This window comes from Pseudomonas sp. RtIB026 (assembly GCF_016861355.2).
GTDB lineage: Bacteria > Pseudomonadota > Gammaproteobacteria > Pseudomonadales > Pseudomonadaceae > Aquipseudomonas > Aquipseudomonas peradeniyensis.
Window position 1 is genome coordinate 1,594,241 of sequence record NZ_AP023348.2, and the last position, 25,639, is coordinate 1,619,879.

The 25,639-nt window shown below is 66.6% G+C and carries 21 protein-coding genes; 12 read left to right on the plus strand and 9 right to left on the minus strand.

The window, feature by feature from the left end:
* The first annotated feature begins 20 nt into the window (after positions 1 to 20).
* The gene (metE, locus tag PRtIB026_RS07270) at positions 21 to 2,324 is read left to right on the plus strand and encodes a 5-methyltetrahydropteroyltriglutamate--homocysteine S-methyltransferase (RefSeq protein ID WP_203648014.1); all 2,304 of its coding nucleotides are present in this window, start codon (positions 21 to 23) and stop codon (positions 2,322 to 2,324) included.
* Between the two features lie 37 nt (positions 2,325 to 2,361).
* Here the strand turns inward: metE and PRtIB026_RS07275 are convergent, their stop codons facing one another.
* The 3 genes from PRtIB026_RS07275 to PRtIB026_RS07285 all read right to left on the minus strand — a co-directional run bounded on the left by PRtIB026_RS07275 (position 2,362) and on the right by PRtIB026_RS07285 (position 6,390).
* Positions 2,362 to 4,836: a TonB-dependent siderophore receptor gene (locus tag PRtIB026_RS07275; protein WP_203648013.1), complete on the minus strand. Its 2,475-nt coding sequence runs from the start codon at positions 4,834 to 4,836 to the stop codon at positions 2,362 to 2,364.
* Positions 4,837 to 4,931: 95 nt separating this feature from the next.
* Positions 4,932 to 5,882 (minus strand): FecR domain-containing protein, encoded by a 951-nt coding sequence (locus tag PRtIB026_RS07280; protein WP_203648012.1) that lies wholly within the window; start codon positions 5,880 to 5,882, stop codon positions 4,932 to 4,934.
* Positions 5,875 to 6,390 carry a sigma-70 family RNA polymerase sigma factor gene (locus PRtIB026_RS07285; RefSeq protein ID WP_186735844.1) on the minus strand — a complete coding sequence of 172 codons (516 nt, stop codon included), beginning with the start codon at positions 6,388 to 6,390 and terminating at the stop codon, positions 5,875 to 5,877. The genes PRtIB026_RS07280 and PRtIB026_RS07285 overlap by 8 nt, the downstream gene beginning before the upstream one ends.
* 168 nt (positions 6,391 to 6,558) lie before the next feature.
* Here PRtIB026_RS07285 and PRtIB026_RS07290 point away from each other — a divergent pair, with 168 nt between their 5' ends.
* From PRtIB026_RS07290 to PRtIB026_RS07300, 3 genes are all read left to right on the plus strand, one after another.
* Positions 6,559 to 7,185, plus strand: coding sequence for a DNA-3-methyladenine glycosylase family protein (locus PRtIB026_RS07290; RefSeq protein WP_203648011.1), 627 nt, complete (start codon positions 6,559 to 6,561; stop codon positions 7,183 to 7,185).
* A 175-nt stretch (positions 7,186 to 7,360) separates the two neighbouring features.
* On the plus strand, positions 7,361 to 8,419 hold the full coding sequence (gene ada / locus PRtIB026_RS07295; RefSeq protein WP_203648010.1) for a bifunctional DNA-binding transcriptional regulator/O6-methylguanine-DNA methyltransferase Ada: 1,059 nt from the start codon (positions 7,361 to 7,363) through the stop codon (positions 8,417 to 8,419).
* A gap of 54 nt (positions 8,420 to 8,473) precedes the next feature.
* Positions 8,474 to 10,876, plus strand: a complete 2,403-nt coding sequence (locus PRtIB026_RS07300) for a DUF3772 domain-containing protein (RefSeq protein ID WP_203648009.1) — start codon at positions 8,474 to 8,476, stop codon at positions 10,874 to 10,876.
* 175 nt (positions 10,877 to 11,051) lie between these two features.
* Here the strand turns inward: PRtIB026_RS07300 and PRtIB026_RS07305 are convergent, their stop codons facing one another.
* Positions 11,052 to 12,269, minus strand: coding sequence for a DUF3422 domain-containing protein (locus tag PRtIB026_RS07305; protein ID WP_267813735.1), 1,218 nt, complete (start codon positions 12,267 to 12,269; stop codon positions 11,052 to 11,054).
* A 256-nt stretch (positions 12,270 to 12,525) separates the two neighbouring features.
* A complete protein-coding gene (locus tag PRtIB026_RS07310) occupies positions 12,526 to 12,783 on the minus strand; it encodes a hypothetical protein (RefSeq protein WP_203648008.1) in 258 nt (85 codons plus the stop codon).
* Positions 12,784 to 13,212: 429 nt separating this feature from the next.
* Between PRtIB026_RS07310 and PRtIB026_RS07315 the strand changes: the two genes are divergently transcribed.
* Positions 13,213 to 13,404 (plus strand): hypothetical protein, encoded by a 192-nt coding sequence (locus PRtIB026_RS07315; RefSeq protein WP_181427794.1) that lies wholly within the window; start codon positions 13,213 to 13,215, stop codon positions 13,402 to 13,404.
* Positions 13,405 to 13,923: 519 nt separating this feature from the next.
* On the opposite strand, the gene PRtIB026_RS07320 is transcribed toward PRtIB026_RS07315, so the two are convergent.
* From PRtIB026_RS07320 to PRtIB026_RS07330, 3 genes are all read right to left on the minus strand, one after another.
* Complete coding sequence (locus PRtIB026_RS07320) at positions 13,924 to 15,354, minus strand: aldehyde dehydrogenase family protein (protein ID WP_203648007.1); 1,431 nt, start codon at positions 15,352 to 15,354, stop codon at positions 13,924 to 13,926.
* Between the two features lie 13 nt (positions 15,355 to 15,367).
* A complete protein-coding gene (locus tag PRtIB026_RS07325; protein WP_110735906.1) occupies positions 15,368 to 16,867 on the minus strand; it encodes a purine-cytosine permease family protein in 1,500 nt (499 codons plus the stop codon).
* A gap of 85 nt (positions 16,868 to 16,952) precedes the next feature.
* The gene (locus PRtIB026_RS07330; RefSeq protein WP_203648005.1) at positions 16,953 to 17,342 is read right to left on the minus strand and encodes a YybH family protein; all 390 of its coding nucleotides are present in this window, start codon (positions 17,340 to 17,342) and stop codon (positions 16,953 to 16,955) included.
* 220 nt (positions 17,343 to 17,562) lie between these two features.
* Between PRtIB026_RS07330 and PRtIB026_RS07335 the strand changes: the two genes are divergently transcribed.
* The 7 genes from PRtIB026_RS07335 (at position 17,563) to PRtIB026_RS07365 (ending at position 24,490) form a co-directional block, all read left to right on the plus strand.
* Positions 17,563 to 18,552 (plus strand): Fic family protein, encoded by a 990-nt coding sequence (locus tag PRtIB026_RS07335; protein ID WP_203648004.1) that lies wholly within the window; start codon positions 17,563 to 17,565, stop codon positions 18,550 to 18,552.
* A 259-nt stretch (positions 18,553 to 18,811) separates the two neighbouring features.
* On the plus strand, positions 18,812 to 19,501 hold the full coding sequence (locus PRtIB026_RS07340) for a hydrolase (protein ID WP_203648003.1): 690 nt from the start codon (positions 18,812 to 18,814) through the stop codon (positions 19,499 to 19,501).
* A 36-nt stretch (positions 19,502 to 19,537) separates the two neighbouring features.
* Entirely contained in the window at positions 19,538 to 20,158 is a 621-nt protein-coding gene (gene ycaC / locus PRtIB026_RS07345) for an isochorismate family cysteine hydrolase YcaC (RefSeq protein WP_110735902.1), read from the plus strand.
* Positions 20,159 to 20,218: 60 nt separating this feature from the next.
* Positions 20,219 to 22,375, plus strand: coding sequence for an FUSC family protein (locus tag PRtIB026_RS07350; RefSeq protein WP_203648002.1), 2,157 nt, complete (start codon positions 20,219 to 20,221; stop codon positions 22,373 to 22,375).
* Positions 22,365 to 22,571 (plus strand): DUF1656 domain-containing protein, encoded by a 207-nt coding sequence (locus tag PRtIB026_RS07355; protein ID WP_110735900.1) that lies wholly within the window; start codon positions 22,365 to 22,367, stop codon positions 22,569 to 22,571. Before PRtIB026_RS07350 ends, PRtIB026_RS07355 begins: the two co-directional genes overlap by 11 nt.
* A 9-nt stretch (positions 22,572 to 22,580) precedes the next feature.
* Positions 22,581 to 23,525: an HlyD family secretion protein gene (locus PRtIB026_RS07360; protein WP_110735947.1), complete on the plus strand. Its 945-nt coding sequence runs from the start codon at positions 22,581 to 22,583 to the stop codon at positions 23,523 to 23,525.
* Between the two features lie 38 nt (positions 23,526 to 23,563).
* Positions 23,564 to 24,490, plus strand: a complete 927-nt coding sequence (locus tag PRtIB026_RS07365; protein ID WP_267813901.1) for a LysR substrate-binding domain-containing protein — start codon at positions 23,564 to 23,566, stop codon at positions 24,488 to 24,490.
* Here PRtIB026_RS07365 and PRtIB026_RS07370 read toward each other — a convergent pair.
* Positions 24,468 to 25,637, minus strand: coding sequence for an MFS transporter (locus PRtIB026_RS07370; protein ID WP_203648001.1), 1,170 nt, complete (start codon positions 25,635 to 25,637; stop codon positions 24,468 to 24,470). The genes PRtIB026_RS07365 and PRtIB026_RS07370 overlap by 23 nt on opposite strands.
* Positions 25,638 to 25,639 lie beyond the last annotated feature (2 nt).

The following is a 25,639-nucleotide window of genomic DNA, read 5'->3' on the forward strand; positions in this document are numbered from 1 at the left end:
AAGGCTCGAGGGACGACAACATGGCACTGGCACACAACCTGGGGTTTCCTCGCATTGGCCGCGACCGCGAGCTGAAGAAAGCCCAGGAAGCCTTCTGGAAGGGCGAGCTGGACGAAGCCGGCCTGCGTGCCGTGGGCCGTGGCCTGCGCGCCGCGCACTGGCAGGTGCAGCAGGCCGCGGGCATCGAGCTGCTGCCGGTGGGCGACTTCGCCTGGTACGACCAGGTGCTCACCCACTCGCTGACCTTCGGCGTGATCCCCGAGCGCTTCCGTGCCAAGGACGGTGCCAAGCCGACCCTGCAGACCCTGTTCGCCATGGCCCGTGGTGCCGTAGGAACAAAGGGCAGCGACAACTGCTGCGGCGGCGCCCACGCCCAGGAAATGACCAAGTGGTTCGACACCAACTACCACTACCTGGTCCCCGAATTCACCGCCGACCAGCAGTTCGCCCTGAGCTGGGAGCAGTTGTTCGAAGAGGTTGAGGAAGCCAAGGCCCTGGGCCACGCCGTCAAGCCGGTGCTGATCGGCCCGCTGACCTACCTGTGGCTGGGCAAGACCAAGGGCGCCGACTTCGACAAGCTGGAGCTGCTCGACCGCCTGCTGCCACTCTATGACCAGATCCTCAACCGCCTGGCCGTGCAGGGTGTGGAGTGGGTGCAGATCGACGAGCCGATCCTCGCCCTCGACCTGCCGCAGGACTGGAAGAACGCCTACGAGCGCGTCTACAACATCCTCCAGCGCGCACCGCTGAAAAAGCTGATCGCCACCTACTTCGGCGGCCTGGAAGACAACCTGGGCCTGGCCGCCAACCTGCCGGTCGATGGCCTGCACATCGACCTGGTGCGCGCCCCGGACCAGTACCCGACCATCCTCGACCGCCTGCCGGCCTACAAGGTGCTGTCGCTGGGCGTGGTCAACGGCCGCAACGTCTGGCGCTGCGACCTGGACAAGGCACTGGACGTGCTGCGCCATGCCCACGAACGCCTCGGTGATCGCCTGTGGGTGGCGCCGTCGTGCTCGCTGCTGCACAGCCCGGTGGACCTGGCGCGTGAAGACCAGCTCGATGACGAGCTGAAGAGTTGGCTGGCCTTCGCCGTACAGAAGTGCCAGGAAGTGGCGCTGCTGGCCAAGGCGCTCAACCAGCCCGAGGCGGCCGATGTCGTCGAAGCACTGGCGCAGAGTCGCGCCGTGCAGCACGCCCGCGCCACCTCGCCGCGTATCCACAAGCCGGCGGTGCAGGCCCGCGTCGCCGCGATCAAGCCCGCCGACAGCCAGCGTGCAACCGCCTTTGAGCAGCGCATTGCCAAGCAGCGTGCCGGGCTGAACCTGCCAGCCTACCCGACCACCACCATCGGTTCGTTCCCGCAGACCTCCGCGATCCGCCTGGCACGCCAGTCGTTCAAGCAGGGCAAGCTGACCGAGGCGGACTACGTCGAGGCCATGCACAGCGAGATCCGCCATGCGGTGCAGATCCAGGAAAACCTTGGCCTGGATGTGCTGGTCCACGGCGAGGCCGAGCGCAACGACATGGTCGAGTACTTCGCCGAGCAACTGGACGGTTATGTGTTCACCCGCTTCGGCTGGGTGCAGAGCTATGGCTCGCGTTGCGTGAAACCGGCGGTGATCTTCGGCGACTTGAGCCGCCCGAAGGCCATGACCGTGGACTGGATCAAGTACGCCCAGGGCCTGACCCGCAAGGTGATGAAGGGCATGCTGACGGGCCCTGTGACCATGCTGATGTGGTCCTTCCCGCGCGAGGATGTGAGCCGCGAAGTACAGGCCCGCCAGCTGGCGCTGGCGCTCCGCGACGAGGTGGTGGACCTGGAAGCCGCCGGCATCAGGATCGTGCAGATCGACGAGGCCGCCTTCCGCGAAGGCCTGCCGCTGCGCCGCAGTGCCTGGCCGCGCTACCTGGAGTGGGCCACCGAGGCCTTCCGCCTGTGCGCCTCGGGCGTGCGTGACGAAACGCAGATCCACACCCACATGTGCTACAGCGAGTTCAACGACGTGATCGAGTCGATCGCGGCGATGGATGCCGATGTGATCACCATCGAGACCTCACGTTCGGACATGGAACTGCTGGAGGCCTTCGAGCGCTTCGACTACCCGAACGAGATCGGCCCGGGGGTGTACGACATCCACTCGCCGCGGGTGCCGAGCAAGGAGGAGATGGTCAACCTGCTGCGCAAGGCGGCCCGGCGGATTCCGGCCGAGCGCCTGTGGGTCAACCCGGACTGCGGCCTGAAGACCCGCGCCTGGCCGGAGACCGAGGCGGCGCTGGTGAACATGGTGGCGGCGGCGCGGGCGTTGCGCGCCGCAGTCTGAAACCCGCGCTGGCTCCCGATGCGGCAGCCAATGCGCTTCAGAAGGTGCCGCGCAGGGTCACCGAGACATTGCGCGGATCGCCCCAGTAGTAACCGGTCGGCGTCGGCGCCACCTGGCGGTAGTACTTCTTGTCGAACAGGTTGTTGGCGTTCAACTGCAGCGAATAGTTGTCATTGAAGCGGTAGTTGACCATCGCGTTGTACACCGCATACCCCGACTGCGAGGCTTCGGCGCTGCCGCTGCGGTTGTAGATGTCGCTCTGCGCCTGCACGCCGCCGCCCACGGTCCAGGCCTGCAGTTCGCCCGGCAGGCGATAGCTGGTGAACAGGCGCAGCAGGCGCTTGGGGTCGGTGGTGCGGATCGGGTTGCCGTTGTTGCCGGTGGTGTCCTTGAGGTACTCGGTGGTGTTGTAGGTGTAGCCACCGGTCACGTTCCAGCCCGGCAGCACTTCGCCGGAAATCTCCAGCTCGAAGCCCTGGCTGCGGTTCTTGCCCGCGGCGACCTTGCAGTAGCCGCTGGTGTAGTTGGGCAGGCACGGGTTCGGCCCGCTGAGATCGTCCAGCGCATTGCCGACCTGGTAGATGCGGAAGAACGCCAGCGAGGTGTTCAGCCGGCCCTCGTAGAACTCACCCTTGATTCCCGTCTCGTAGGCTTCGCCGGTGACCGGCTCGAGCACGGAGCCGGCGGCATCGGTGTTGGTCTGCGGGTTGAAGATCTCGGTGTAGCTGGCGTAGGTGCTGAAGTTCTCGTTGAGGTCGTAGATCAGCGCGGCGTACGGCACGATCTCGTTGTCGACGCTGAACTTGCCGCTGGCCTTGGTGTTGTTCTCCTGCTCGTAGTCGTACCAGTTGGCGCGGGCGCCGATGATCGCGGTCAGCGGTTCGGCCAGGGAGATGCGCCAGGTGGCGTAGGCGCCTTCCTGGGTAGTGCGGGTGCGCACCGGGTGGGCGGTGATGTCGATGTGCGGATTGGCCAGGCTGGTCTTCGGGTCCCAGGTGCGGATGTCGAACACGCCCGACTGCACATTGTTGGTGGCCGAGGCGTAGGAGTCGTTGCGGATGCGCTCGACGCCCAGCATCAGCTCGTGGGTGCGGCCAAGCAGGTCGAACGGGCCATTGAGGGTCGCGCTGAGGTTGTTCTGCAGACTTTCGCCGCCATCGCCTTCGGTCACCTGGTAGCTCATCAGGTAAGGGTTGCGGGTCGGGTTGGCGGTGCCGGTGGCGCGGCTGAAGTAGGTCTGCTTGAAGCCGTTGTCGTCCAGCTCGAAGTGGGTGCGCTGGGCCATTAGCTTGAGCGTCCAGTCGTTGTCGAAACGGTGCTCGAGCTCGGCGAAGGTCTGCAGGTTGCTGCGGTTCCAGCGGTTCCAGTCGGCGCCCAGGTAGGTGCTGCGACCGAACGGCAGCGGCGAGCCGTCGTAGTCGGCTGGCAGGTTGCCCCAGGCGCCGGTGGCGTCGAGCTGGGTCCATTCCAGGCCGGTGGTCAGGGTGGTGCTGTCGTCGAGGTCGAAGGCCATCACCCCGTACAGCACGTCCTTGCGCTCCTGGCGCGATTGCTGGAAGTGGTCCTTCTCGTCGTGCACCGCGATCACCCGGCCACGCACGTTGCCGGTCTCGGTCAGCGGCCCGGAGAGGTCGGCGACGTAGCGCTGGGCGTCCCAGGTGCCGAGAGTGACGCTGCCTTCGCCCTGGAACTCGTAGGTGGGGCGCTTGCGCACCAGGTTGACGGTGCCCGAGGGGTTGCCGGCGCCGCGCAGCATGCCGGTGGCGCCGCGCAGGACCTCGGCGCGGTCGAGGATCGCCGAGTCGCTCTGGATGAACGAGCCGCCGCCGCTGCTCTGCACCACGGTGGCGCCGTCGTACTGGATGGCGTCGATCTGGTAGCCGCGCGAGTAGTACTGCACCCGCTCGCTGTCGGTGAGGTTGACCACCACGCCGGGGGTCTGTTCGAGCAGGTTGGTGAGGTTGGTGATGTTCTGGTCGTCGATCCGTTGGCGGGTAACCACGGTCACCGACTGCGGGGTGTGGCGGATGCTTTGCGGGGTCTTGCCGATGGTCACCGCCCCGGTGGTGTAGGAGCCGCTATGCTCGGTGGTTTCGCCCAGGCGGTTGCTGGAGATGCTGGTGGCACCCAGCTGCAGGGCGTCGCCGACGTCCAGGGCCGGGAGCAGCAGGAAGCTCTTGTCGCTTTCCTGCTGGACCTGCACGTCGCTGCCTTGCAGCAGGATCTGCAGGGCCTGGGCACTGTCATGCCGGCCTTGCACGCCCTGGGTGGTCTTGCCCCGCAGGCTGGTGGCGTCGAACGACAGGTTCAGCCCGCCCTGGCGCGCCAGCTGGTCCAGCGCGGCGGCCAGCGGGCCGGCCGGGATATTCCAGTCGCGCTGCTGGCTCTGGCTGGCGGGCGCGGCAAGGGCGAGGGTCGGCGGCAGGCCGGCACAGGCCACGCCCAGGCCCAGGGCGGCGGCGCGGATGGCATGGCGCAGGGTGGCGTTGCGGGGGGAACACGGGCGGATCATGAAGCGCTCCTGAAGGTTGGCAGACCACTGTTCGGGCTTGTTTCCTTCAGGCCGGACGAGAATGAGATTCCACCTCATTTATTTTTGCTATGTTTTCAGGCGGCGCCGATGCTCACCCAGAAGCGTGTGCGGTAGTCGACGCGCACCGGCAGGCTACGGGCTACCAGCAGCAGGGTCTGGTCGCTGTCGGCCAGCTGGAAGGTGCCGGAAACCTTGAGCCCGGCGACTTCAGGCGCGCAGCGCAGCAGGCCGGGGCGGTAGCGCGACAGTTCGTCGATGAACTCGCCCAGGGGCATCTGCTGCACGCTGAGCACGCCGTCGGTCCAGCCCCAGGGGTCGCCGTGCAGGGTGGCGGGCTGGAAGTCGCCCTGGGCGGACACCTGCAGCACCTCGCCGGGTTTGACCCGATGCGCGGCGGCAGAGGCGGGGAACAGCGTCACCTCGCCCCGGCGCACGGCCAGCAGCAGGCCCTGGGCATTTTCCCGCAGCAGCAGTTGGCCGCCCTGGGTGCTCAGGGCGCCGACGCGGGTGTCGATGCTGAACGGGCGGTTGTCGTTGGCGTTGCCGTCCAGGCTGACCTCGCCGCGCAGCAGGGTCAGCCGGCGCTGCTCGGCGCTGTAGCGCAGGTCGATGGCGCTGGCGGTGTTCAGGCGGATCAGGCTGCCGTCACTGCCCAGCAGCTCGCGGCGCTCGCCGGTGGCGGTGCGGCTGTCGGCCATCAGCGCCGGCAGGCCCAGGGGCTCGCGCGCGGCCCAGCCGACGCTGGCGCCGAGCGCCAGCAGCGACAGCAGCTTGAGGTGGTCGCGCCGGCTCATTCGGCGGCGTTCGCTGCCGGCCAGGGTCTGGCGGCTCAACTCGGCGGGCAGGCTGGCCAGTTCGTCACCGAGGCTGCTGACCCGCTGCCAGGCCTGGGCATGCTGCGGGTGGCTGGCCAGCCAGCGCTGGAACTGCTGTTCGCTGCGTGGGCCGGGGCTGTCGTAGCGCAGTTTCACCAGCCATTCGATGGCCTCGTCGACCTGGGCCTGGGTCGGGTTCTGGTCAGGCATCGGCGTAGCGGATCCGGTAGCAGACACCCAGGGCCTTGGCCAGGTCGCGCTCGACCGTGGCCCGGGAGACGTCCAGGCGTTGCGCGACCTGGGTGAGGGTGAGGCCGTCGAGCTGGGCCAGCAGGAACGCCTGGCGCACTCGTGGCTTGAGGCGTTGCAGGGCGCGGTCGAGACGCTCGAGGGTGTCGAGGATCAGCAGGCGCTGTTCCTCGCTGGGGGCTTCCAGCTCGGGCAAGCTGGCCAGGCTCTCGAGGTAGGCTTTTTCCAGGGCACGACGGCGGAACTGGTCGATCATCAGGCCGCGGGCGATGCTGCTCAGGTAGGCCCGTGGCTCCTTGAGCGGCGAGACCTGGCGCGCCTTGAGCAGGCGCACGAAGGTGTCCTGGGCCAGGTCCGCGGCGTGCTCCCGGCAGCCGACCCGGGCACCGAGCCAGCCGCGCAGCCAGCGGTGGTGCGCCTGATAGAGCAGATCGACCTCGGCCGGTTTCAGCGTGTCTTCGATCTGCATCGTCTGGAGAGCCTGCCCGGATAATGTGATTGTTAATAGTTCTCAATTCTATGCGGGGCGTTGCGGGCGGATCAATGGTATGCCAGTAATTCGATGAGCAAGATTGAGCGTTTCACCGATGAACGGTTGCGCTAGGCTGGAGGATCGTGACGTGAGCGAATGCCCTTGATGATCCTTGCAGACCTTTCCCCGCAGGCCTTTGACGATGCCGCTGCCTGGCTGGCCGGGCAGGACCCGGACTGGGCGCGGCATATTGCCGCTGTGGGGCCTTGCCTGCACCGTGCCACGCCCGGACGCGAGCCGTACGAGGCGTTGGTACGGGCGATCGCCTACCAGCAGTTGCATGCGCGGGCGGCCGAGGCGATCCTCGGGCGATTGCTGGCGCTGTTCCCGGAGGGAGCGTTTCCCTCGCCCGAACAGTTGCTGACGGTGACGCCGGAGGCGATGCGCGCCTGTGGGCTTTCCGCGAGCAAGATCGCCACGGTTCACGGGATCGCCCAGGCGCGTGTGGCGGGCGTGGTGCCCAGCCGGGACGAGGCGCTGCATATGTCGGATGCCGCACTGGTCGAGCGTCTTGTAGCGTTGCGCGGGGTGGGGCGCTGGACCGTGGAAATGCTGCTGATCTACAGCCTGGAGCGATCGGATATCCTGCCGGTGGATGATTTTGGCGTGCGCGAGGGGTATCGGCGCATGAAGGGGCTGGACAAGGCGCCGACGCCTGCGCAGATGCGGGTATTGGGCGGGGCGTGGAGCCCGTATCGCACTGTGGCGGCCTGGTACCTGTGGCGGGCTTGAAGCTTTCCTGCATGGCCCTATCGCGGGGCAAGCCCGCTCCCACAAAGATGGACCACGCTCTCGTGGGAGCGGGCTTGCCCCGCGATAGGGCCCGTGAAAACACCGCAAGAATCGGAGTTCCACGCATCATCCACCCTGCCAGGCTGACGGTATCGAATCCCAGGAGAGGCCCCTGATGAAGCCCGCCCCGACCACCTACACCACCGACGCCGAACGCTGGCACGCCGTGCAGGCCCGCGACACCGCCGCCACCGGCCATTTCGTCTACGCCGTGCGCACCACCGGCGTGTATTGCCAGCCCGCCTGCAAGTCGCGCCTGGCCAAGCGCGAGAACGTCGAGTTCTTCGGCAACGCCACCCAGGCCGAGGCCGCCGGCTACCGCCCCTGCAAGCGCTGCAAGGGCGGGCAGGGCAGCCGGCGCACCGACTTGGTGGCCCGCGCCTGCCGCCTGATCGAGGCCAGCGAGACCGCACCCAACCTCGACCAGCTCGGCAGCGAACTGAACGTCAGCCCGTTTCACCTGCACCGCCTGTTCAAGGCCGAGACCGGCCTGACCCCCAAGGCCTACGCCTCGGCCTTCCGCGCCCAGCGTCTGCGCGAGCGCCTGGACGCCGCCGGCAGCGTCACCGAAGCCATCTTCGACGCTGGCTACAACTCCAACAGCCGCTTCTACGAAAGCGCCGGCGAGCGTCTGGGCATGCGCCCCAGGGAATACCGTGCCGGCGGCCAGGGCGCGACCATCCGCTTTGCCCTGGCCCAATGCGCCCTCGGCGCGATCCTGGTGGCCCAGAGCGAACGGGGCATCTGCGCGATCCTGCTCGGTGACGAGCCTGAGCCCTTGCTCAAGGACCTGCAGGACAAGTTCCCCAAGGCCCAGCTGATCGGCGGCGATGATGCCTTCGAGCGGCTGGTGGCCGAGGTGATCGGCTTCGTCGAGGCCCCGGCCCTGGGCCTGGCGCTGCCCCTGGATGTGCAGGGCACGGCGTTCCAGGAGCGGGTCTGGCAGGCGCTGCGCGAGGTGCCGGCCGGGACCACGGTCAGCTACACCGATATCGCCGAGCGCATCGGCGCGCCCAAGGCCGTGCGGGCAGTGGCCCAGGCCTGCGCGGCCAACGCGATCGCCGTGGCCATTCCCTGCCACCGGGTGGTGCGCCGCGACGGCGACCTCAGCGGCTACCGTTGGGGCATCGAACGCAAGCGCCAGTTGCTGGACCGAGAGACGGCACTCTCCTGAGCCTCCAGACCGCGTAGAATTCACGCCCTGTCGAGTTGTGTAGAGGAACATTCGATGAGGCGTGTCAGCCTTGACCGATTCTATGCGGGGATTTTCGCCCTGCTGTTGTGCCTGGCCGTGCCGGCCTGGGCCGCGCCAGCCACGCCGGTATCGCGCCTGGCCGTGGCCGAGCAGCAAGTGCTGGACGAGAACGCCAGCCTGGAGGAGTTGAGCGAACGGCTCGACCAGATCCGCCAGGGCGTCACCAGCAACGCCAACGACGACCTGCTCGCGCAGTTGCGCCAGTCGGCCTTGCAGGTGCAGCGCCAGGCCGATGTGCTGGTCACCCAGCGCACCGCCGACGTGCAGCGCCTGGACGACCAGCTCAACGTGCTCGGCCCGCCGCTGGAGGAGGAGGCCGAGAGCCTGACCCGCCAGCGCAAGCAGCTCAACGACGAAAAGAACAAGCTGGTCGCCGAGCAGAAGGACGCCACCACGCTGACCCAGTCGGCCCGTGACCTGTCGACACAGATCGTCAACCTGCGCCGTAGCCTGTTCAACTCGCAGATCACCAGCCGCGCCGCCAGCCCGCTGAGCCCGGCATTCTGGTCGAGCCTGATCCGCCCCACCGACGACGACGTGGCGCGCCTGCGCGACCTGCGTGGCGAGGTGTCGGACGCCATGGCCAGCGCCTTTAGCGCCGAGCACCGATGGCTGTTCATCACCGCGCTGGTGGCGGCGGTGCTGGTCTGGACCCTGGTGCGCCGGGTGCTGGAGCGCCTGCTGGCCGATGCCATGATCCGCTGGCTGCCCGAAGGTCGCCTGCGCCGCAGCGCCCTGGCGCTGAGCGTCAGCCTGGCGACCCTGGGCACCATCTCCGGCTCCGTGTCGCTGCTGCGCTGGGGCCTGGAGAGCAGCGCCGACCTTGGCACGGACCTCGCCAGCCTGACCAACCATATCCTCGCCCTGGTGATCTTCAGTGCCTTCATTTCGGGCCTGGGCCGCGCCATGCTGATGCTGCAGCGCCCGTCCTGGCGCCTGCCGCCGATCGCCGACGAAGTGGCCAGCGCCCTGGGCTGGTTCCCCAAGGTCCTGGCCCTGGCGCTGATGGTGCTGCTGACCCAGGAGCGCATCAACAGCGTGATCGGCACCAGCCTGGCGCTGACCCTGGCCACCAACGGCCTGACCGCGCTGGTGGTGTCGTTGCTGTTCGTCGTGGCCCTGCTGCGCTATCGCCGTGCCCACCGCCAGCATGACCTGGAGCGGCCCAAGGGCCTGGCCGGGCTGATCCCGTTCGTGATCGTGGTGTGGGTGCTGGCGATCCTGCTGACCCTGCTTGCCGGCTACCTGACGCTGGCCTACTTCCTTACCGCCAAGCTGCTGTGGATCAGCGTGGTGGTGGTCTGTGCCTACCTGCTGGTCACGGTGTTCGGCGACCTGTGCGAGACCTTGCTGTCGCCTCGCCAGCCCGGTGGCCTGGCGCTGGCCTCGGCGCTTGGCTTGCAGCAACGCCACCAGGCCCAGGCCAGCACCGTGCTGGCGGGCATCGGCCGCACGCTGCTGCTGTTCGCCGCCGCGTTGCTGGTGTTCATGCCTTCGGGCACCAGCCCGGGCGAGCTGCTGCTGAGCCTGGCGGACTGGGACGGCACCGGCGGCAAGGTGCTGGGCAACCTGAACATCGTGCCCCAGGACATCTTCCTGGCCGTGGCGATCTTCCTCGGAGGCTGGTTCGCCATCCGCGTGGTCAAGCGCTGGCTGAGCGAGCGCCTGCTGCCGGAAACCGACATGGACGCCGGCATGCGCGCCTCGCTGGTGACCCTGGTCGGCTACCTGGGCTTCCTGTTCCTGGCCATGCTGGTGATGTCCACCCTGCACATCAACCTGACCAGCCTGACCTGGGTGGTCAGTGCGCTGTCGGTGGGTATCGGTTTCGGCCTGCAGCAGATCGTGCAGAACTTCATCTCCGGCCTGATCCTGCTCACCGAGCGCCCGGTGAAGGTGGGCGACTGGGTGAGCCTGGCCGGTGTCGAGGGTGACATTCGCCGGATCAACGTGCGCGCCACCGAGATCCAGATGTCCGACCGCTCGACGGTGATCGTGCCCAACTCGCAGTTCATCTCGCAGAACGTGCGCAACGTGACCATGGCCAATGCCCTGGGGGTGGTCAGCGTTACCCTGACACTGCCGCTGGAAACCGATGCCAACCATGTGCGCGAGCTGCTGCTGGCGGCGTACAAGGAGCATGAGTCGATCCTTGATGCGCCGGCCACGTCGGTGACTTTCAAGGACCTGACCAGCAGCGGCATGGTGATCGGTGTGAGCGGTTACGTGGCGTCGCCCCGGCAGGTGTCGGGCACGCGCAGCGACCTGCTGTTCACCATCCTCGGGCGTTTGCGAGACGAAGGCATTGCACTGTCGTCGCCGCAGAGCATGGTGTTGGTGCAGGAAAATGGGCGACCGGCCGACGAGCCGGCGTGAGGCCATCTCGGCTCTTGTAGGAGCGGCCTTGTGCCGCGAAAGGGCCGCAAAGCGGCCCCGACGATCTTTGCTCAACACTGAAATCTGGGGCCGCTACGCGGCCCTTTCGCGGCGCAAGGCCGCTCCTACAGGGATCGTGCAAGAATTGATGACGCGGGTTGGCCTCGCGATGTTTTCAATGCTGCTTGGCTCGTCGAATCCGCAGCAGGATGACCAGCAGCACCAACCCCGCCACCGGTGCCATCCCCAGCATCGCCTCCCGCGCCGTCAATCCCGCCCCCAGCACATTCAACCCGCCATACAGCAGCTTGAACAGGTTCAGCAGGTAGTAGGTGATGGCAATGATCGACAAGCCTTCCACCGCCCGCTGGATCTTCACCTGGGCGTCGGCCCGGGCATTGAGGCTGCGCAGGATCTCGGCGTTCTGCTCCTCCATCTCTACCTGTACCCGGGCTTGCAACAAGTCGCCCAGGTTGGCGACGTTCTTCGCCAGCTGTTCCAGCCGCTGCTCGGTGGCCACGCAGTAGCGCAGGGTCGGCTTGAATCGCCGCTCGATGAACACCCCCAGGCGCTGGCAGTCGGCGACATGGCTCTCACGCAGCTCGCCCAGGCGTTCGAACACCAGTTGCGCATAGGCCTGGCTGGCGCCGAAGCGGTGTCGGGTCTGCACCGTGCGGTCGACCACCTGGCGCGACAGGTGGGCGATGGCTTCGAGCAGGGCCTTGGAATCGTGGGCCGCGCTGCTGGCGCCGCGTTCGGAAAGGCTCACCAGGACGGCGTCGAAATCGTCCAGTTCCTGGCTCAGGGCCTTGGCCGTGTCCAGGGTCAGCGAGGCCATCATGCGGTAGGTCTCGATCTCCAGCAGGCGGCGGATCATGCGACCCTGGCGATAGGCATTGAGCCGGCGGTTGATGAACAGGAAGCGGTTGGTGCCGTCCCCGGTCAGGCGGAAATCGCTCCACACCACCGCATCGCCACCGCCGACGCTGGAACCGCAGGGGTCCTTGAAGCCATAGCGGGCGAGGTCCAGGTCCTGGTCGTCGCGTACCAGCACCTGCACGGCGTTGATCACCTGCGCCGCCTGCGGGGCGATGGCCTCGGCGAGCACGGCGGGCAGGGATTGCCAGTCGCTGTCGTGGGTCGTGCAGGGCACCACCAGGGTCAGGGTGAAGAATTCGGTGTGGCGTTCCCACTTGAACGGGTGGCCGTCCAGCCGGGTGATGCCCTGGGCCGCATGGGTGTCGGGGGCCTCGGGGCAGCAGCGTTGCAACAGGGTCTGACAGGCGCTGGCGTCGCCGAGCACGGCAAGGTGGAAGACATGCGCCGGGTCGTCGAAGTACAGCGACGGGCGGGCGTGCAGTTCGTTGTGCAGGGCGGTGCGAAGAGGATGCATGGGTGGGCTGGCCTGGTGTTGTGATTGTGGGGCTACCAGGAGGTGTGACTTCGCAGGGCAGGGCAAAAGTCACGGGGTGCCGGGGCCGTGTGTTCGGGATTTACACCTGCCTGTGTAGGAGCGGCCTTGTGCCACGAAAGGGCTGCGAAGCGGCCCCGGCGATCTGTCTCGTGGCGCAGACCCTGGGGCCGCTACGCGCCCCTTTCGCGGCACGAGGCCGCTCCTACAGGGATCGCGCAGGGCAGGTCTCCTGGCGTCAGCCGCAAGAGCAGCGGTTCAGCGCATGTTCCGCCAACGCCCGCCCCATCTGCATGTTGTGCGCGGCGTTCACCAGCATTCCCAGTCCGGGTTCGCCGGCCAGGGCGCAGCAGTACTCGTCGATGGTGTCTTCGATACCACGCATCAGCTGGATGGCGTGAAGCAGCGCCTCGGTGGTGGGCATATCGTCGTTGATGGTGAAGAAGGGGCGGTTGAGCGATTTGGCAGGGGGTGGATCGGGAACGATCTTTTTCATGGGAAGCACTCATTTCGATTGGAAAGGTGCCGCCTCCAGATCCCTCTCACAGGATGAGGGTGGCAGCCGTACGCGGGGTGAGAGACCGGTCGAAATGAGCAAATGCCGGCCAGGCCTGGGCCTGCCCGCGCACAGCCGCCATGGCAGTGCTGCGTACTTCATTTCGACGGTGGCAGGCTCTCACCCCTGGTCGCCGGTAAGACGACCTAGGGAAGTTAGTCCTGCTGATGGTCCTCGACAATTCAGACGCGTCGGCAGCGTGCGTAGGGTAATTCCCAAGCTGTTCTGCTTTGAAGCACTTTGTTTCAGGTTCGGAAATCTCTGACAGGCAAGGCTGATTTGCACAGGCAGGGTTTTTATCGCTCTGAGATTGGCCAGAATGATTGGCCTGGCGATGTGGTTCTGGTCATTGCTTCCAAGGAGGTGATTTTGAAAGACACGAATCTTGCGTATGACGAAAGGCCGAACAATCCTGTCTCGGAGGTGGATGAATTGGAGTCTCAGCCATTCGTGGTCGGTGATGAGGCATTTGAAGCGTTCATCGACAACCTCGAATATTACCCGCTCAAGGAAAACCAATGCCTTCAAAACCTTATGAGTAGGCCGAAGCGTTGGATTTGAGTGTGGCAGGTGATGCAAATGATCAGATCGCAAGTGCGCCATTGCCCGCTGGATCAATGAGGCTGGGCAGAAGTAGCGCGGGTTGTCGTGGGAGCGGGCTTGACCCTCGATGGGAATGGAGGGCTGGGCTTTCGAGGATACTGAAGACTGTCGCGTGCGGGCGCCCAGGTGTACGACGTTTGTTTTGAGGCGCTTACGAGATCGAGCGCCGCCCGCGCGGCGTATCGCGACGCAAGGCCGCTCCTACATCTGTTTCGGGCCAGTCAATCCTGTGCCATTACCGGGTCCGCCTTGTTGGTACGACGCGGTTTCAGTGTAGGCACCACTGGCGCCTCACCTGTCTCAAGACAGGCACCAAGGCGGGCAACCATGGCCTGACAGGTTCGGTACGTTGCAACAAATGTGGGAGCGGCCTTGCGTCGCGATGCGCCGCGCGGGCGGCGCTCGATCTCGCAGGCGCTGCAAGGCTGCCGTCGAACACCTGCCAGCCTCACGCGCCCTGTGAAAGGGCTCAGCTACTCACCCCAAACACCGCGTCACATGCTTCACCGACTGATACCCCGAAAGCCCCCAAGGCCCAAGCTCTCGGCCAATGCCGCTGCCCTTGGTCCCGCCCCACGAGGTCTCGACGAACACCGCCTGCACCGAGTTGATCCACACATGCCCGACCTCCAGCGCGTCGGCGACGCGCTCGGCGCGTTCCAGGTCGGCGGAGCAGACGGTGGCCACTAGCCCGAAGCGGCTGTCGTTAGCCTGGGCGATGGCCTCGGCCTCGGTGCTGAAGCGCCGTGCGCAGAGCACCGGGCCGAAGATTTCCTCACTCCATAGACGGCTGCTTTCGGGCACATCCACGTACAGCGTCGGGCTGACGAACCAGCCGTCGCGGTCCAGCGCCTTGCCGCCGGCCAGGCACTTCAGGCCCTCTTCGCGGGCGGTGGCGAAATAGCCGGCGACCTTGAGCCACTGCGCCTGGCTGGTCAGCGGTCCCATGTCCACTTCTTCCGCCAGCGGGTTGCCCACGCGCAATGCTTCCAGCGCCGCCTGCAAGCGCGGCAGCAGGGCGTCGGCGATGCCGTCCTGCACCAGCAGGCGCGAGGTGGCCGAGCACATCTGCCCGGCGTTCCAGGTGATGCCGGCGACGATCCACTCCACCGCCTGGTCGACATCGCAATCGTCGAACACCACGATGGCCGACTTGCCGCCCAGCTCCAGCGTCACCGGCCGGCACTGGGCGGCGGCGGCGCGCATCACCTGGCTGCCAACGCCGTTGCTGCCGGTGAACGACAGCTTGTCCAGGCCGTTGTGGCCACTCAGGGCGGCGCCGGTCTCGGCCTTGCCGCCCACGATGTTCAGCACGCCGGCCGGCAGGCCCAGCACCTCGGCGATCTGGCCGTAGGCCTGCTCGATCAGCGGGGTGACCTCGGAAGGTTTGAGCACCACGGTGCAGCCGGCCGCCAGGGCCGGGGCGAGCTTCCAGGCACTGGTCACCAGCGGGAAGTTCCACGGCACGATCAGGCCGACCACGCCCACCGGTTCCAGACGGGTGCGGGCAGTGAAGCCCGGCGCGGCCAGGGGCACGTCGCGGTTCTTCGCCGGCAGTTGCTCGGCGAGGTCTGCGTAATAGGCGAAGGTGGCGATGGCGTCGTCCAGGTCGATTTCGGCCTCATGGCGCGGCTTGCCGTTGTTGCGCATCTGCAGGGCGATCAGTTCGTCGCGGCGCTGACCCAGCTGTTCGGCGAAGCCGCGCAGGTAGGTGGCGCGCTCGGCGGCGCTGACCGTCTTCCACGATGCCAGAGCACGGCGCGCGGCGGCCACGGCCTGGTCGACCTGGGCGCTGCTGGCGGCCATCAGTTCGGCGAACGGCTGACCGTCGGACGGGTTGTGCACAACGATGCAGTCGCTGCCCTGGCCTTCGACCCAGCGGCCGTCGATGTAGTGAGGTGTGGTCATGGTCGGATTCCAGTCAGGCCATTTCGGCGGTGGTCACGGGCTTTACGGGCGTACTTTTGCAGCGCACCCAGCGCGGGCCACGGGGGCCGTACACGCCAGCGGGTTCAGGGAACAGGTTGAGCAGGATCAGGTACAGCACGGCGGCGATGCCGAGGGTCACCGGCAGGCTCAGGTCGATGCCGCCGGCCAGTTCGCCCAGCGGGCCGACGAACTGCCCGGGCAGGTTGACGAAGCACAGGCCGATGGCCGCGCTGGGGACCCACGCGCCCATGCCGCGCCAGTTCCAGCCATGGTCGAACCAGTAGTGACCGCCCTGCTGGCCACGGGTGAACACCTGCAGGTCGTCGGCGTGGTAGAAGCCGCGGCGGGTGATCAGGCCGAGGATCATGATCACCATCCACGGGCTTGTGCAGGTGATGATCAGCACGGCGAAGGTCGACACGCTCTGCACCAGGTTGAAGGTAAAGCGGCCGACGAAGATGAAGCCGATGGCCAGCACGCCGATCAGCAGGGTGGCGGCGGCGCGGCTGAGCAGGCGCGGGAACACGCTGGACATGTCCAGGCCGGTGCCATACAGCGCCGTGGTGCCGGTGGACATGCCGCCGATCACCGCGATCAGGCACACCGGCAGGAAGAACCAGCCCGGCGAGATCGCCAGCAGGCCGCCGACGTAGTTGTTGGCGGCGATGTAGTCCGGCGCCTGGCTGGCCACCAGGGTGGCGGTGCACAGGCCGAACAGGAACGGGATCAGCGTGGCGGCCTGGGCCAGGATCACCGCCAGCATGATGCGTGACTTGGCGGTTTCGCGCGGGATATAACGCGACCAGTCGCCGAGGAACGCGCCGAACGACACCGGGTTGCTCATGGCCAGGATCGCCGCGCCGACGAACGCCGCCCAGAAACCGGCCTGGCCGAGGTTGACGCTGCCGGCGTAGCCCGCGTCAAAGGGCCCGGCGAAGGCGAAGATGCCCAGCAGGAACAGCAGGCTCGAGGCCCACACCGCGATCTTGTTGACCCACAGCATGAAGCGAAAACCAAAGATGCACACCACCAGCACCAGCACCGCGAACAGGCCGTAGGCCAGGCCCAGGGTCAGGTCGGTTTCCGGCAGGCCGACCAGGCGCTTGGCGCCGCCGACCAGGGCATCGCCCGAGCTCCACACCGACAGCGAGAAGAACGCCACGGCGGTCAGCAACGACAGGAACGAGCCGACGATACGCCCGTGCACGCCGAAGTGCGCGCCGGACGATACCGCGTTGTTGGTGCCGTTGAGCGCGCCGAACAGGCCCATCGGCGCGAGGATCAGCGCGCCCACGCCGACGCCGAGCAAAATCGCCCAGACCCCGGCCTGGAATGACAGCCCGAACAGCACCGGGAAGCTGCCCAGCACGGCGGTGGCGAAGGTGTTGGCGCCGCCGAAGATCAGGCGGAACAGGTCCAGCGGGGCGGCGTCGCGTTGATCGTCGGGGATCTGTTCGACGCCATTGGTCTCGATACCGGTCGAGTGGCTCATGGTGGTGCTCCAGCGCGAATGTTGTCGGCCGTCGGGCGGCCTTGTTGTGGGTGCGATGGCAGTGCGGCAGGGCCGCTTAAGGGAATCAGGCCGGCGAGATGACCGACAGGTGCTCGTGGCAGGCCAGCCAGCGTTCCCCGTGCAAGCGGAAGACGATGGTCTCGCGCTCGTTCAGGTCGAGGGTTTCGCCGGCCACGCGCAGGCGCGTGGCTACATCGTGCATGAAGATCGCCACGTCGCCCTGCAGGCTCACCTGCGCGTTGCTGGACTCACAGCCGAGCACGGCGAATCCGTCTGCCTGCCAGCTGGCCCAGAGTTCTTCATAGGCGCGGCGTGACAGCAGCGGTTGCGGCACGGTGTGGAAAAGAAAGGTGGCGTCTTCGCTGAAGCAGGCGAAGTAGCGGGCGCTGTCGTTGCTGGCGAAGGCGGCGACGAGGTCGGCGGCGGCCTGCCGTACCTGGAGTGTCTGGTCCACGGGAGTGGCCTCACGGTTTATTGTGATTGTTGGTGAAGCGATTCTGGTGGCGGTGGGCGAGGGGAAAAATCGCTGTGGGCAAATAATCAGTTCAGGAAATCGTGAACCAATGGGGTGCTGTGCTTTACCCGGGTGTTGCCACTGGCTAAGGTGTCGACAGCCTTGACGTCATCAAGCTTCACGATCATTCCCACGCTTTCAGACCCGATGGACATTCCCCATGAGCCAGTATCTGCCGCCACTAACCGTGACACCGCGCATGCTGGCGCTGGTTGTCGATATCAGCGAGCAGGTGGGTGCACTTACGGCTAATCGGGAAGTGGCGCTTACCCCGCAACTGCGCCGGGGCAACCGCATTCGTACCATCCAGGCCTCGCTGGCGATCGAAAACAATACACTGAGCGTCGAACAGGTCACTGCGGTTCTGGAAGGGAAGCGGGTACTCGGCCTGCCGCGTGAAATCCAGGAGGTGCGCAATGCCTTTGCCACCTATGAAGCGATGAGCGGCTGGCTGCCCGAGCGTCAGTCTGATCTGCTGGCTGCCCACAAGCTGCTGATGATGGGGTTGATCGATGACGCCGGTCAGTTTCGCCAAGGAGGTGTCGGCATCTATCGCGGCCAGCGCCTGTTGCACATGGCACCGCCTGCCAGTCGCTTGCAGCCGCTGATGCATGACCTGCTGCGTTGGCTGGGCGCCAGTGACTGGCACCCGTTGATCAGCAGCTGCGTCTTTCATTACGAATTCGAGTTCATCCATCCTTTCGCCGATGGCAACGGGCGGATGGGGCGTCTGTGGCAGACGCTGATACTGAGCCACTGGCGCCCGGTACTCGCCTACCTGCCGGTGGAGTCGGTGATCTGTGCCCAGCAGGAGGCGTACTACGGTGCCTTGGCGGCTGCGGATCAGGCTGGCGAGGCCACGCCCTTTGTCGAGTTCATGCTCCAGGCACTGCGGCAGGCATTGGCCGAGGCGAGTGAGACCGACCAAGTAACCGACCAAGTAACCGACCAAGTAGCACGATTACTGGAGGTTCTGAAACCGGGTGTCGCGCTGCGCGCCAATGAACTGATGGAGCGCCTCGAGCTGTCTCATCGGCATACCTTCAGAGCGAACTACCTCAAACCGGCGCTGGCGGCCGGTCTGATCGAGATGACCGATCCGGCAGCCCCGCGCAGTCCGATGCAGCAATATCGTCGTACCTCACGATAGCGGCGCCCGCCTCACTGTTCTTCAGGTAGAACTCTGAGGGTTCACCCATGGGCCTACCGGCCCGCGTCTCTCCTCTCTACCGTTAGCCCTGTCGCCCGTCTGGCCCCAGGCCGCACGGGCATCTCCCACGGCCCGCCGACTGACGGTCGCTTCGTTCAGCCTGTGTTGCCTACTCTCATAGTCCCCACTGTGGATGTGTGGGGCGCGGCCCGACCGCAGCGGCCAGGATGGCCTGTTCTCACACCAAGAGGAGAGAACGATGAGCAATTTCTCGCAAGTCGCCAACTTCGAAGGCCAGGTGCCACGCATCGACCCCGACAACGCCACCATGTTGCTGATCGACCACCAGAGCGGCCTGTTCCAGACGGTCAAGGACATGCCCATGACCGAGCTGCGGGCCAATGCCATCACCCTGGCCAAGGTCGCCAGCCTGGCGAAGATCCCGGTCATCACTACCGCCTCGGTACCCCAGGGCCCCAACGGCCCGTTGATCCCGGAAATCCACGAGGCCGCGCCACATGCGCAATACGTGGCCCGCAAGGGTGAGATCAACGCCTGGGACAACCCCGAGTTCGTTGCCGCAGTGAAGGCCACCGGCCGCAAGCAACTGATCATTGCCGGCACCATCACCAGCGTGTGCATGGCCTTTCCCAGCATCAGCGCGGTGGCCGCTGGCTACCAGGTGTTCGCTGTCATCGACGCGTCAGGCACCTACTCCAAGATGGCCCAGGAAGTGACCCTGGCGCGGGTGGTCCAGGCCGGCGTGGTGCCGATGGACACCGCCGCCGTCTGCTCCGAGGTGCAACGCACCTGGAACCGTCCGGACGCCGCCCAGTGGGCCGAAGCCTACAGCGCTGTGTTCCCGCACTATCAACTGCTGATCGAGAGCTACACCAAGGCCCAGGCCGTCGTCACCGGTCATGAGCAACTAGACTCGCAACGCAACTGAACCTGGCTGTTCCCTATCCAAGCAAGGAGATCCACCATGGCATTCCAATACAAGCGTCTGGACAAGAACAACGCCGCAGTCCTGCTGGTCGATCACCAGACCGGTTTGCTGTCGCTGGTGCGCGATATCGACCCGGACCGGTTCAAGAACAACGTGCTGGCGCTGGCCGACCTGGCCAAATACTTCAAGCTGCCGACCATCCTCACCACCAGCTTCGAGACCGGTCCCAACGGCCCGCTGGTGCCCGAGCTCAAGGAGCAGTTCCCCGATGCGCCCTACATCGCCCGTCCCGGCAACATCAACGCCTGGGACAACGAGGACTTCGTCAAGGCGGTGAAGGCCACCGGCAAGAAGCAGCTGATCATCGCCGGCGTGGTCACCGAGGTGTGCGTGGCTTTCCCGGCGCTGTCGGCGCTGGAGGAGGGTTTCGATGTGTTCGTGGTGACCGACGCCTCCGGCACCTTCAACGAGCTGACCCGCGACTCGGCCTGGCGTCGCATGGAGGCCGCCGGCGCGCAGCTGATGACCTGGTTCGGCGTGGCCTGCGAGCTGCACCGTGACTGGCGCAACGACATCGAAGGCTTGGGCACGTTGTTCTCCAACCACATTCCCGACTACCGTAACCTGATGACCAGCTACAGCAAGCTGGCCAAGTGACGGTGTGTCCGGGCCCCGGTGCCGGGGCCCGGACCCGCCTTGTCGGTTACGAGGTAATGGATGGCTCCACTGATTGCCTATTTCAGGCTTGCCCTGCGCCCCGGACGCGATGTGCTGCTGTTCGCGCTGCGCACGGTGGTGGCGGGCCTGCTGTGTCTCTACCTGGCGTTCCTGTTCGACCTGGAACAACCGAAATGGGCGCTGATGACAGTGATCATCATCAGCCTGCCGCTGGCCGGCATGACCCTCAAGCGCAGCCTCGCGCAGGTGCTCGGCACCGTGGTCGGCGCGGCGGTGGCCGTGCTGCTGATGGCGTTGTTCGCGCAGATGCCGTACACCCTGCTGGTCAGCCTGGCGCTGTGGCTGGGGCTGTGCACCGCCGGTGGCACCTTGCTGCGCTATACCGATTCCCATGCCTTCGTGCTCAGCGGCTTTACCGCGGTGGTGGTGGCCATGCTGGCCGTACCCGAGCCCGAGGGCACCTTCATGCTGGCCGTTACACGGGTTACCGAGACCTTGCTGGCGGTGGCCTGCGTGGCCGTGGTCAGCCTGCTGACGGCCCGCCCGCAGGCGGTGGCCAACAGCTATTTCGCCAAAGTCGACAGCCTGCTGAAACTGATCGCCCAGCATGCCGCCGAGGTGATCCGCACCGAAGAGGACGAGGCCGCATTCGGTCAGCGTCAGGCCCGGTTGATCGCCGAGGTCAGCGCGCTGGAGGGGTTGCGTCGGCACCTGTACTTCGATGCCCCGCACCTGCGCAGCGGCGATGGACTGGTGCAACTGTTCGCCAACCAGCTGGTGCTGCTGGTTTCGCGACTGCTGGTGCTGCGCCAGCAGCGTGAACTGATCAAGGTGCACTGGCAGGGGCCGCTGCCCGCGGATATCCAGCTGCTGCGCGACGCCGAACTGGCGAGCCTGGATGCGCTGGCACGTGACGGTATGGCGCTCTCGGCAGCGGACCGCGAGGCCCTGCGCACCCTGCACAAGGGCTTCGATGACGCCGCCGACCGTGCGGAGTTTCTCAATGAGCCACTGCCCCCGCACCTGCGCGCCCTGGCCTGGGCCTTGCGCTGGGAGCAGGCGCGCCTGCTGCAGCAACTGGACGAGCTGATCGAGCTGAACGAGGCGATCCAGCAGGGCCGTCTGGCCAGTTGTCCCCAGCAGCAGGGGCGCGCCAGCGCCTTGCACCTGGACTGGCCGCTGGCGGCGATGAACGCCGTGCGTGCCTGCCTGGCCCTGTTGCTGATTGGCGGGTTGTGGATCGAGAGCGCCTGGGATGGCGCGCGTTCGGCGGTGATCCTGATGGGCGTGATGTGTTCGCTGATGGCGACCTTGCCCCGACCGCTGCTGGCCAGCCAGAACTACAACCGCGGGCTGTTGGTGGGCATGGGCTTGTCCGCGCTTTATCAGTTCGCCCTGCTGCCGCTGTTCACCGACTTCGAGATGCTTGCCCTGTGCCTGGCACCGTTGCTGTACCTGGCGGCGGTCGGCCTGGCCAACCCGATGACCGCGGGGATCGGCATGGGCATCGGTCTGATCAGCCTGCTGATGATCGGGCCGCAGAATGTCGGGGCCTATCACAACAGCGATATCCAGTGGTTCGAGTTCGCCGGTGGCTACCTGGTGGCCGGGGTGCTGGCGATGGCCGTGTTCGCGCTGGTCTTTCCGTTCAATGCGCAGAAACGCATCGCCCGATTGTTTCGCCAGACCCGTGAGGATGTGCGCCGCCAGGTGCTCGGGAGCGGTTCGCTGGCCGGGCAGTTCGCCTTCGAGAGCCTGCTGCTTGATCGCCTGTCGGCGCTGATTGGTCTGTTGCCGGCCGCTGCGGACATGACCTCGCGCGAGCGTGTCGAGTGCGCGCTGGTATGCCCGGCGCTGGCCATCGCCCTGGGCCAGGCGCGTGCCTTGTGCAACAGTGACCTGGCGTTGCCGTCGGCGACCCGCACACGCTTGCGGGAAAGCCTGCAGGGCGTCGCCGACTTCGTCGGTGGCCAGGGCGCGGTGGCCCTTGATCCGCTGTTGCGGGAACTGGACGATCAGGCGCAGTTGCTCGATGCCTTGCATGGCACGCCAGGGCAGATGGGGCGTGACGCCTTGCGCCGACTGTTCATCCTGCGGGTGGCACTGGCGGTGGCCGGGCAGTTGCTGGCGCGTTATCGCCAGGTGCTGGAAGCTGAACGATCGCGGCTGTTGCCGGAGGTGGCCAATGCCCATTGATTTCGAGGTAGGCGGGGTCTACCTGCCGCCCATCGCCCAGGCGCTGCTGCTGGCGCTGCCGTTGTTTGTGCTGGTCGATGCCCTGTTGCGCCGGGTGGGCGTGCTGGCATTCGTCTGGCATCCGGCGCTGTTCCAGGGTGCCTTGTACACCGCGATTTGCGCGGCCTTGTTGTTGTGGATGGGAGTGAGCAGGTAGATGTCGTCGATCAAGCCACTGTTGTCGCGCAGCCTGACCCTGGTCATGCTGGCCGTTGCCATCGTGCTGGGCTGGTTGGCCTGGACGCACTATACCCAGGCGCCCTGGACCCGCGACGCACGAGTGCGGGCCGATGTGGTCACCCTGGCCGCGGAGGTCAGCGGCCGGATCGTCGCCCTGCCGGTGCGGGACAATCAGTTCGTGCACAAGGGCGACCTGCTGTTGCGCATCGACCCGGCGCGCTATGAACTGGCCGTGCTGCATGCCCGGCGCGCGGTCGAGGTGGCACGGGCAGCCTTGGGGCAGTCGCAGGCGAACATCGTTGCCAACCAGGCGTTGCTCAAGCAGCGGCGTAGCGAGGAACAGCGCCGCGGCAAGCTGCAGTCACTGTCGGCCATTTCCGCCGAGGAGTGGGAAAAGTCCAAGACTGATGTGGCTGTGGCCCAGGCCGACCTGCTGCGCGAGCAGTCCAGCCTCGGCCTGGCGCAAGCCAATGTGCAACTGGCCGAAGCCACGCTGGAACAGGCACAGCTCGACCTGCAGCGCACCGAGGTGCTGGCGCCGGTCAATGGTCATGTCACCAACCTGCTGACCCGTCAAGGCGACTTCGCGCAACCGGGTGCCGCGTTGCTGGCGCTGGTGGACAGCGATTCGTTCCATGTCAGTGGCTACTTCGAAGAGACCAAGCTGCCGCGCATCGCCGTCGGCAGCCGGGCGCGCATCGTGCTGATGAATGGCCAGGCGTTGCAGGGCACGGTGGAGAGCATCGCCTACGCCATCACCGACCGTGAGAACCAGCCGGGCAACCGTCTGCTGGCCAACGTCAACCCGAACTACACCTGGGTCAAGCTGGCCCAGCGCGTGCCGGTACGCCTGCGCCTGGAGCCCCAGGCTGCCGAGGCGCCTCCTTTGCGGGCCGGGACCACCGCCACTGTGACGATCCTCGAAGAATGACGGATGATGCAGCAGTGAGCCGTGGACGAGTGTTGCCGATGTTCGACCTGAACGACCTTTATCTCTATGCCAAGGTGGTGGAGCACGGCGGCTTCGCGCCCGCCGGGCGTATCCTTGGCCTGCCCAAGTCACGCCTCAGCCGGCGCGTGGCCAAGCTCGAAGAGCGTTTGGGCGTGCGCCTGATCCAGCGCTCCACGCGGCAGTTCCAGGTGACCGAGGTGGGGCTGGAGTATTACCGCCATTGCCTGGGCATGCTCGAGCAGGCCGTTGCCGCCGAGGATGCGGTCGAGCGCAACCGCGCCGAGCCTCGCGGCATCGTGCGCCTGGCCAGCAGCACCGCGCTGCTCGATTCGCGCCTGGCGCCGATGCTGGCGAGCTTCATGGCGCAATGCCCGGTGGTCGAGCTGCTGGTCAAGAGCTACAACCGGCGGGTGGATGTGATCGGCGAGGGTTTTGACCTGGTGCTGAGCGTGCAGCACCAGCCACTGGAAAGCAGCGAGCTGATCATGCGTCGCCTGGCCCCGAGCCGGCAGTGCCTGGTAGCCGCGCCGGGCCTGTTGGCCGAACACGGGCGGCCCATGTCGCCGGAAGGGCTTCAGGCCCTGCCGAGCCTGAACTGGGGCGCCAATGTGCAGGACGCCAGCTGGATGCTGGTCGGGCCCGCAGGCGCCGAGGTTGCCGTGCGCCATCGCCCCCGTGTGGTGTCGGACGACCTCGCGGTGCTGCGCGAGGCCGCCCTGGCCAGCGTGGGCGTGGTGCTGCTGCCCGAGGAGGCAGTGCGCGACGATCTGGCTAGCGGGCGGCTGGCGCATGTCCTCGACGACTGGGCGCCCCGGGAAGGGGAGGTGGTGGCGCTGTTCCCTTCCCGTCGCGGGTTGATGCCCGCGGTGCGCAAGCTGATCGACTACCTGGCCGATGCCTTCGAGCAGGAGCAGCAGGCCGCTACGCCGGTTCGCGCTCGCTGAAGCCAGGCACGGCAGGTGGACGCGCCGACCAGAACGCCAGGCCCGCCGCCAACGCGGTCAGCGCGGCGCCGGCCCAGGGGGTGGCCGCCAGCGTCGCCCCGGTTATCACCGCGCCGCCGATGGCCGAGCCGAGCCCGACGCCCAGGTGCATGGCCGACATGTTCAGGCTCATGCCGGCCGGGAAGGTGTCCGCGCCACGGGTCGCCAGGTAGCTCTGCACCACCGGCGAGGTGGTCCAGCTCAGCCCGCCCCAGAGCATCATCGCCGGCAGGAACAGCCAGGGCGTGCCGACGCTCAGGGGCAATACCAGCAGGCTGGCGAGATAGAGCAGTGGCGCCAGGGCGATGGAGCGACCTGCACCGAGCCGGTCGGCCATCCAGCCGCCGACATAGCCGCCCGAGACGCCGGCGATACCGAAGACGGCGAACAGGGCCGCCAGCCATTGCACGGGGATGTCGGCGACTTGGCGGGCGTAAGGCGCCAGGTAGGCGAACACCGTGAAGTGCCCGGCGATCATCAACAGCGACACGCCCTGGGCGGCCACCAGGCGGCTGTCACGCAGATGCCGCAGGTAGCTGCCCAGGGCGATGCGTTCGCTGCTCTGTAGTTGCGGCAATCCGCGCCAGGCCATCAGCAGCACTGCGATCGCCAGCAGGCTCAGGCCGGTGAACACCCCGCGCCAGCCCAGCACGTCGCATAGCAGCATTCCGGCGGGCACGCCCAGCACGAGTGAACTGCAGATACCCATGAATATCACGCCGATGGCTCGGCCACGCAGGGCCTCGGGTACCAGGCGCGTGGCCATCAGGGTGCAGGTCAGGCAGGTGAGGGCGCTGGTCGTGGCCATGCCGATGCGGGCGAGCAGCAGCGCGGTGTAGCCGGGCGCCAGGGCCGCGGCGAGGTTGCACATGGCGAACAGGGCCAGGGTGATGCAGAGCAGTCGCCGCAACGGGAAACGGGTGGTCAGCAGGGGAGAGAAGGGTGCGGCGAGGGCGAAGCTCAGGGAGAAGACCGTGGTCAGTTGTCCGGCGATCCCGAGCGGGACTTGCAGGCCATCGGCCAGGGCCGGCAGGATGCCGACCGTGATGTTTTCCGCCATGCCCGTGGCGAATGTCGCCAGGGCCAGCAGCCAGATACGCGGGCTCATGT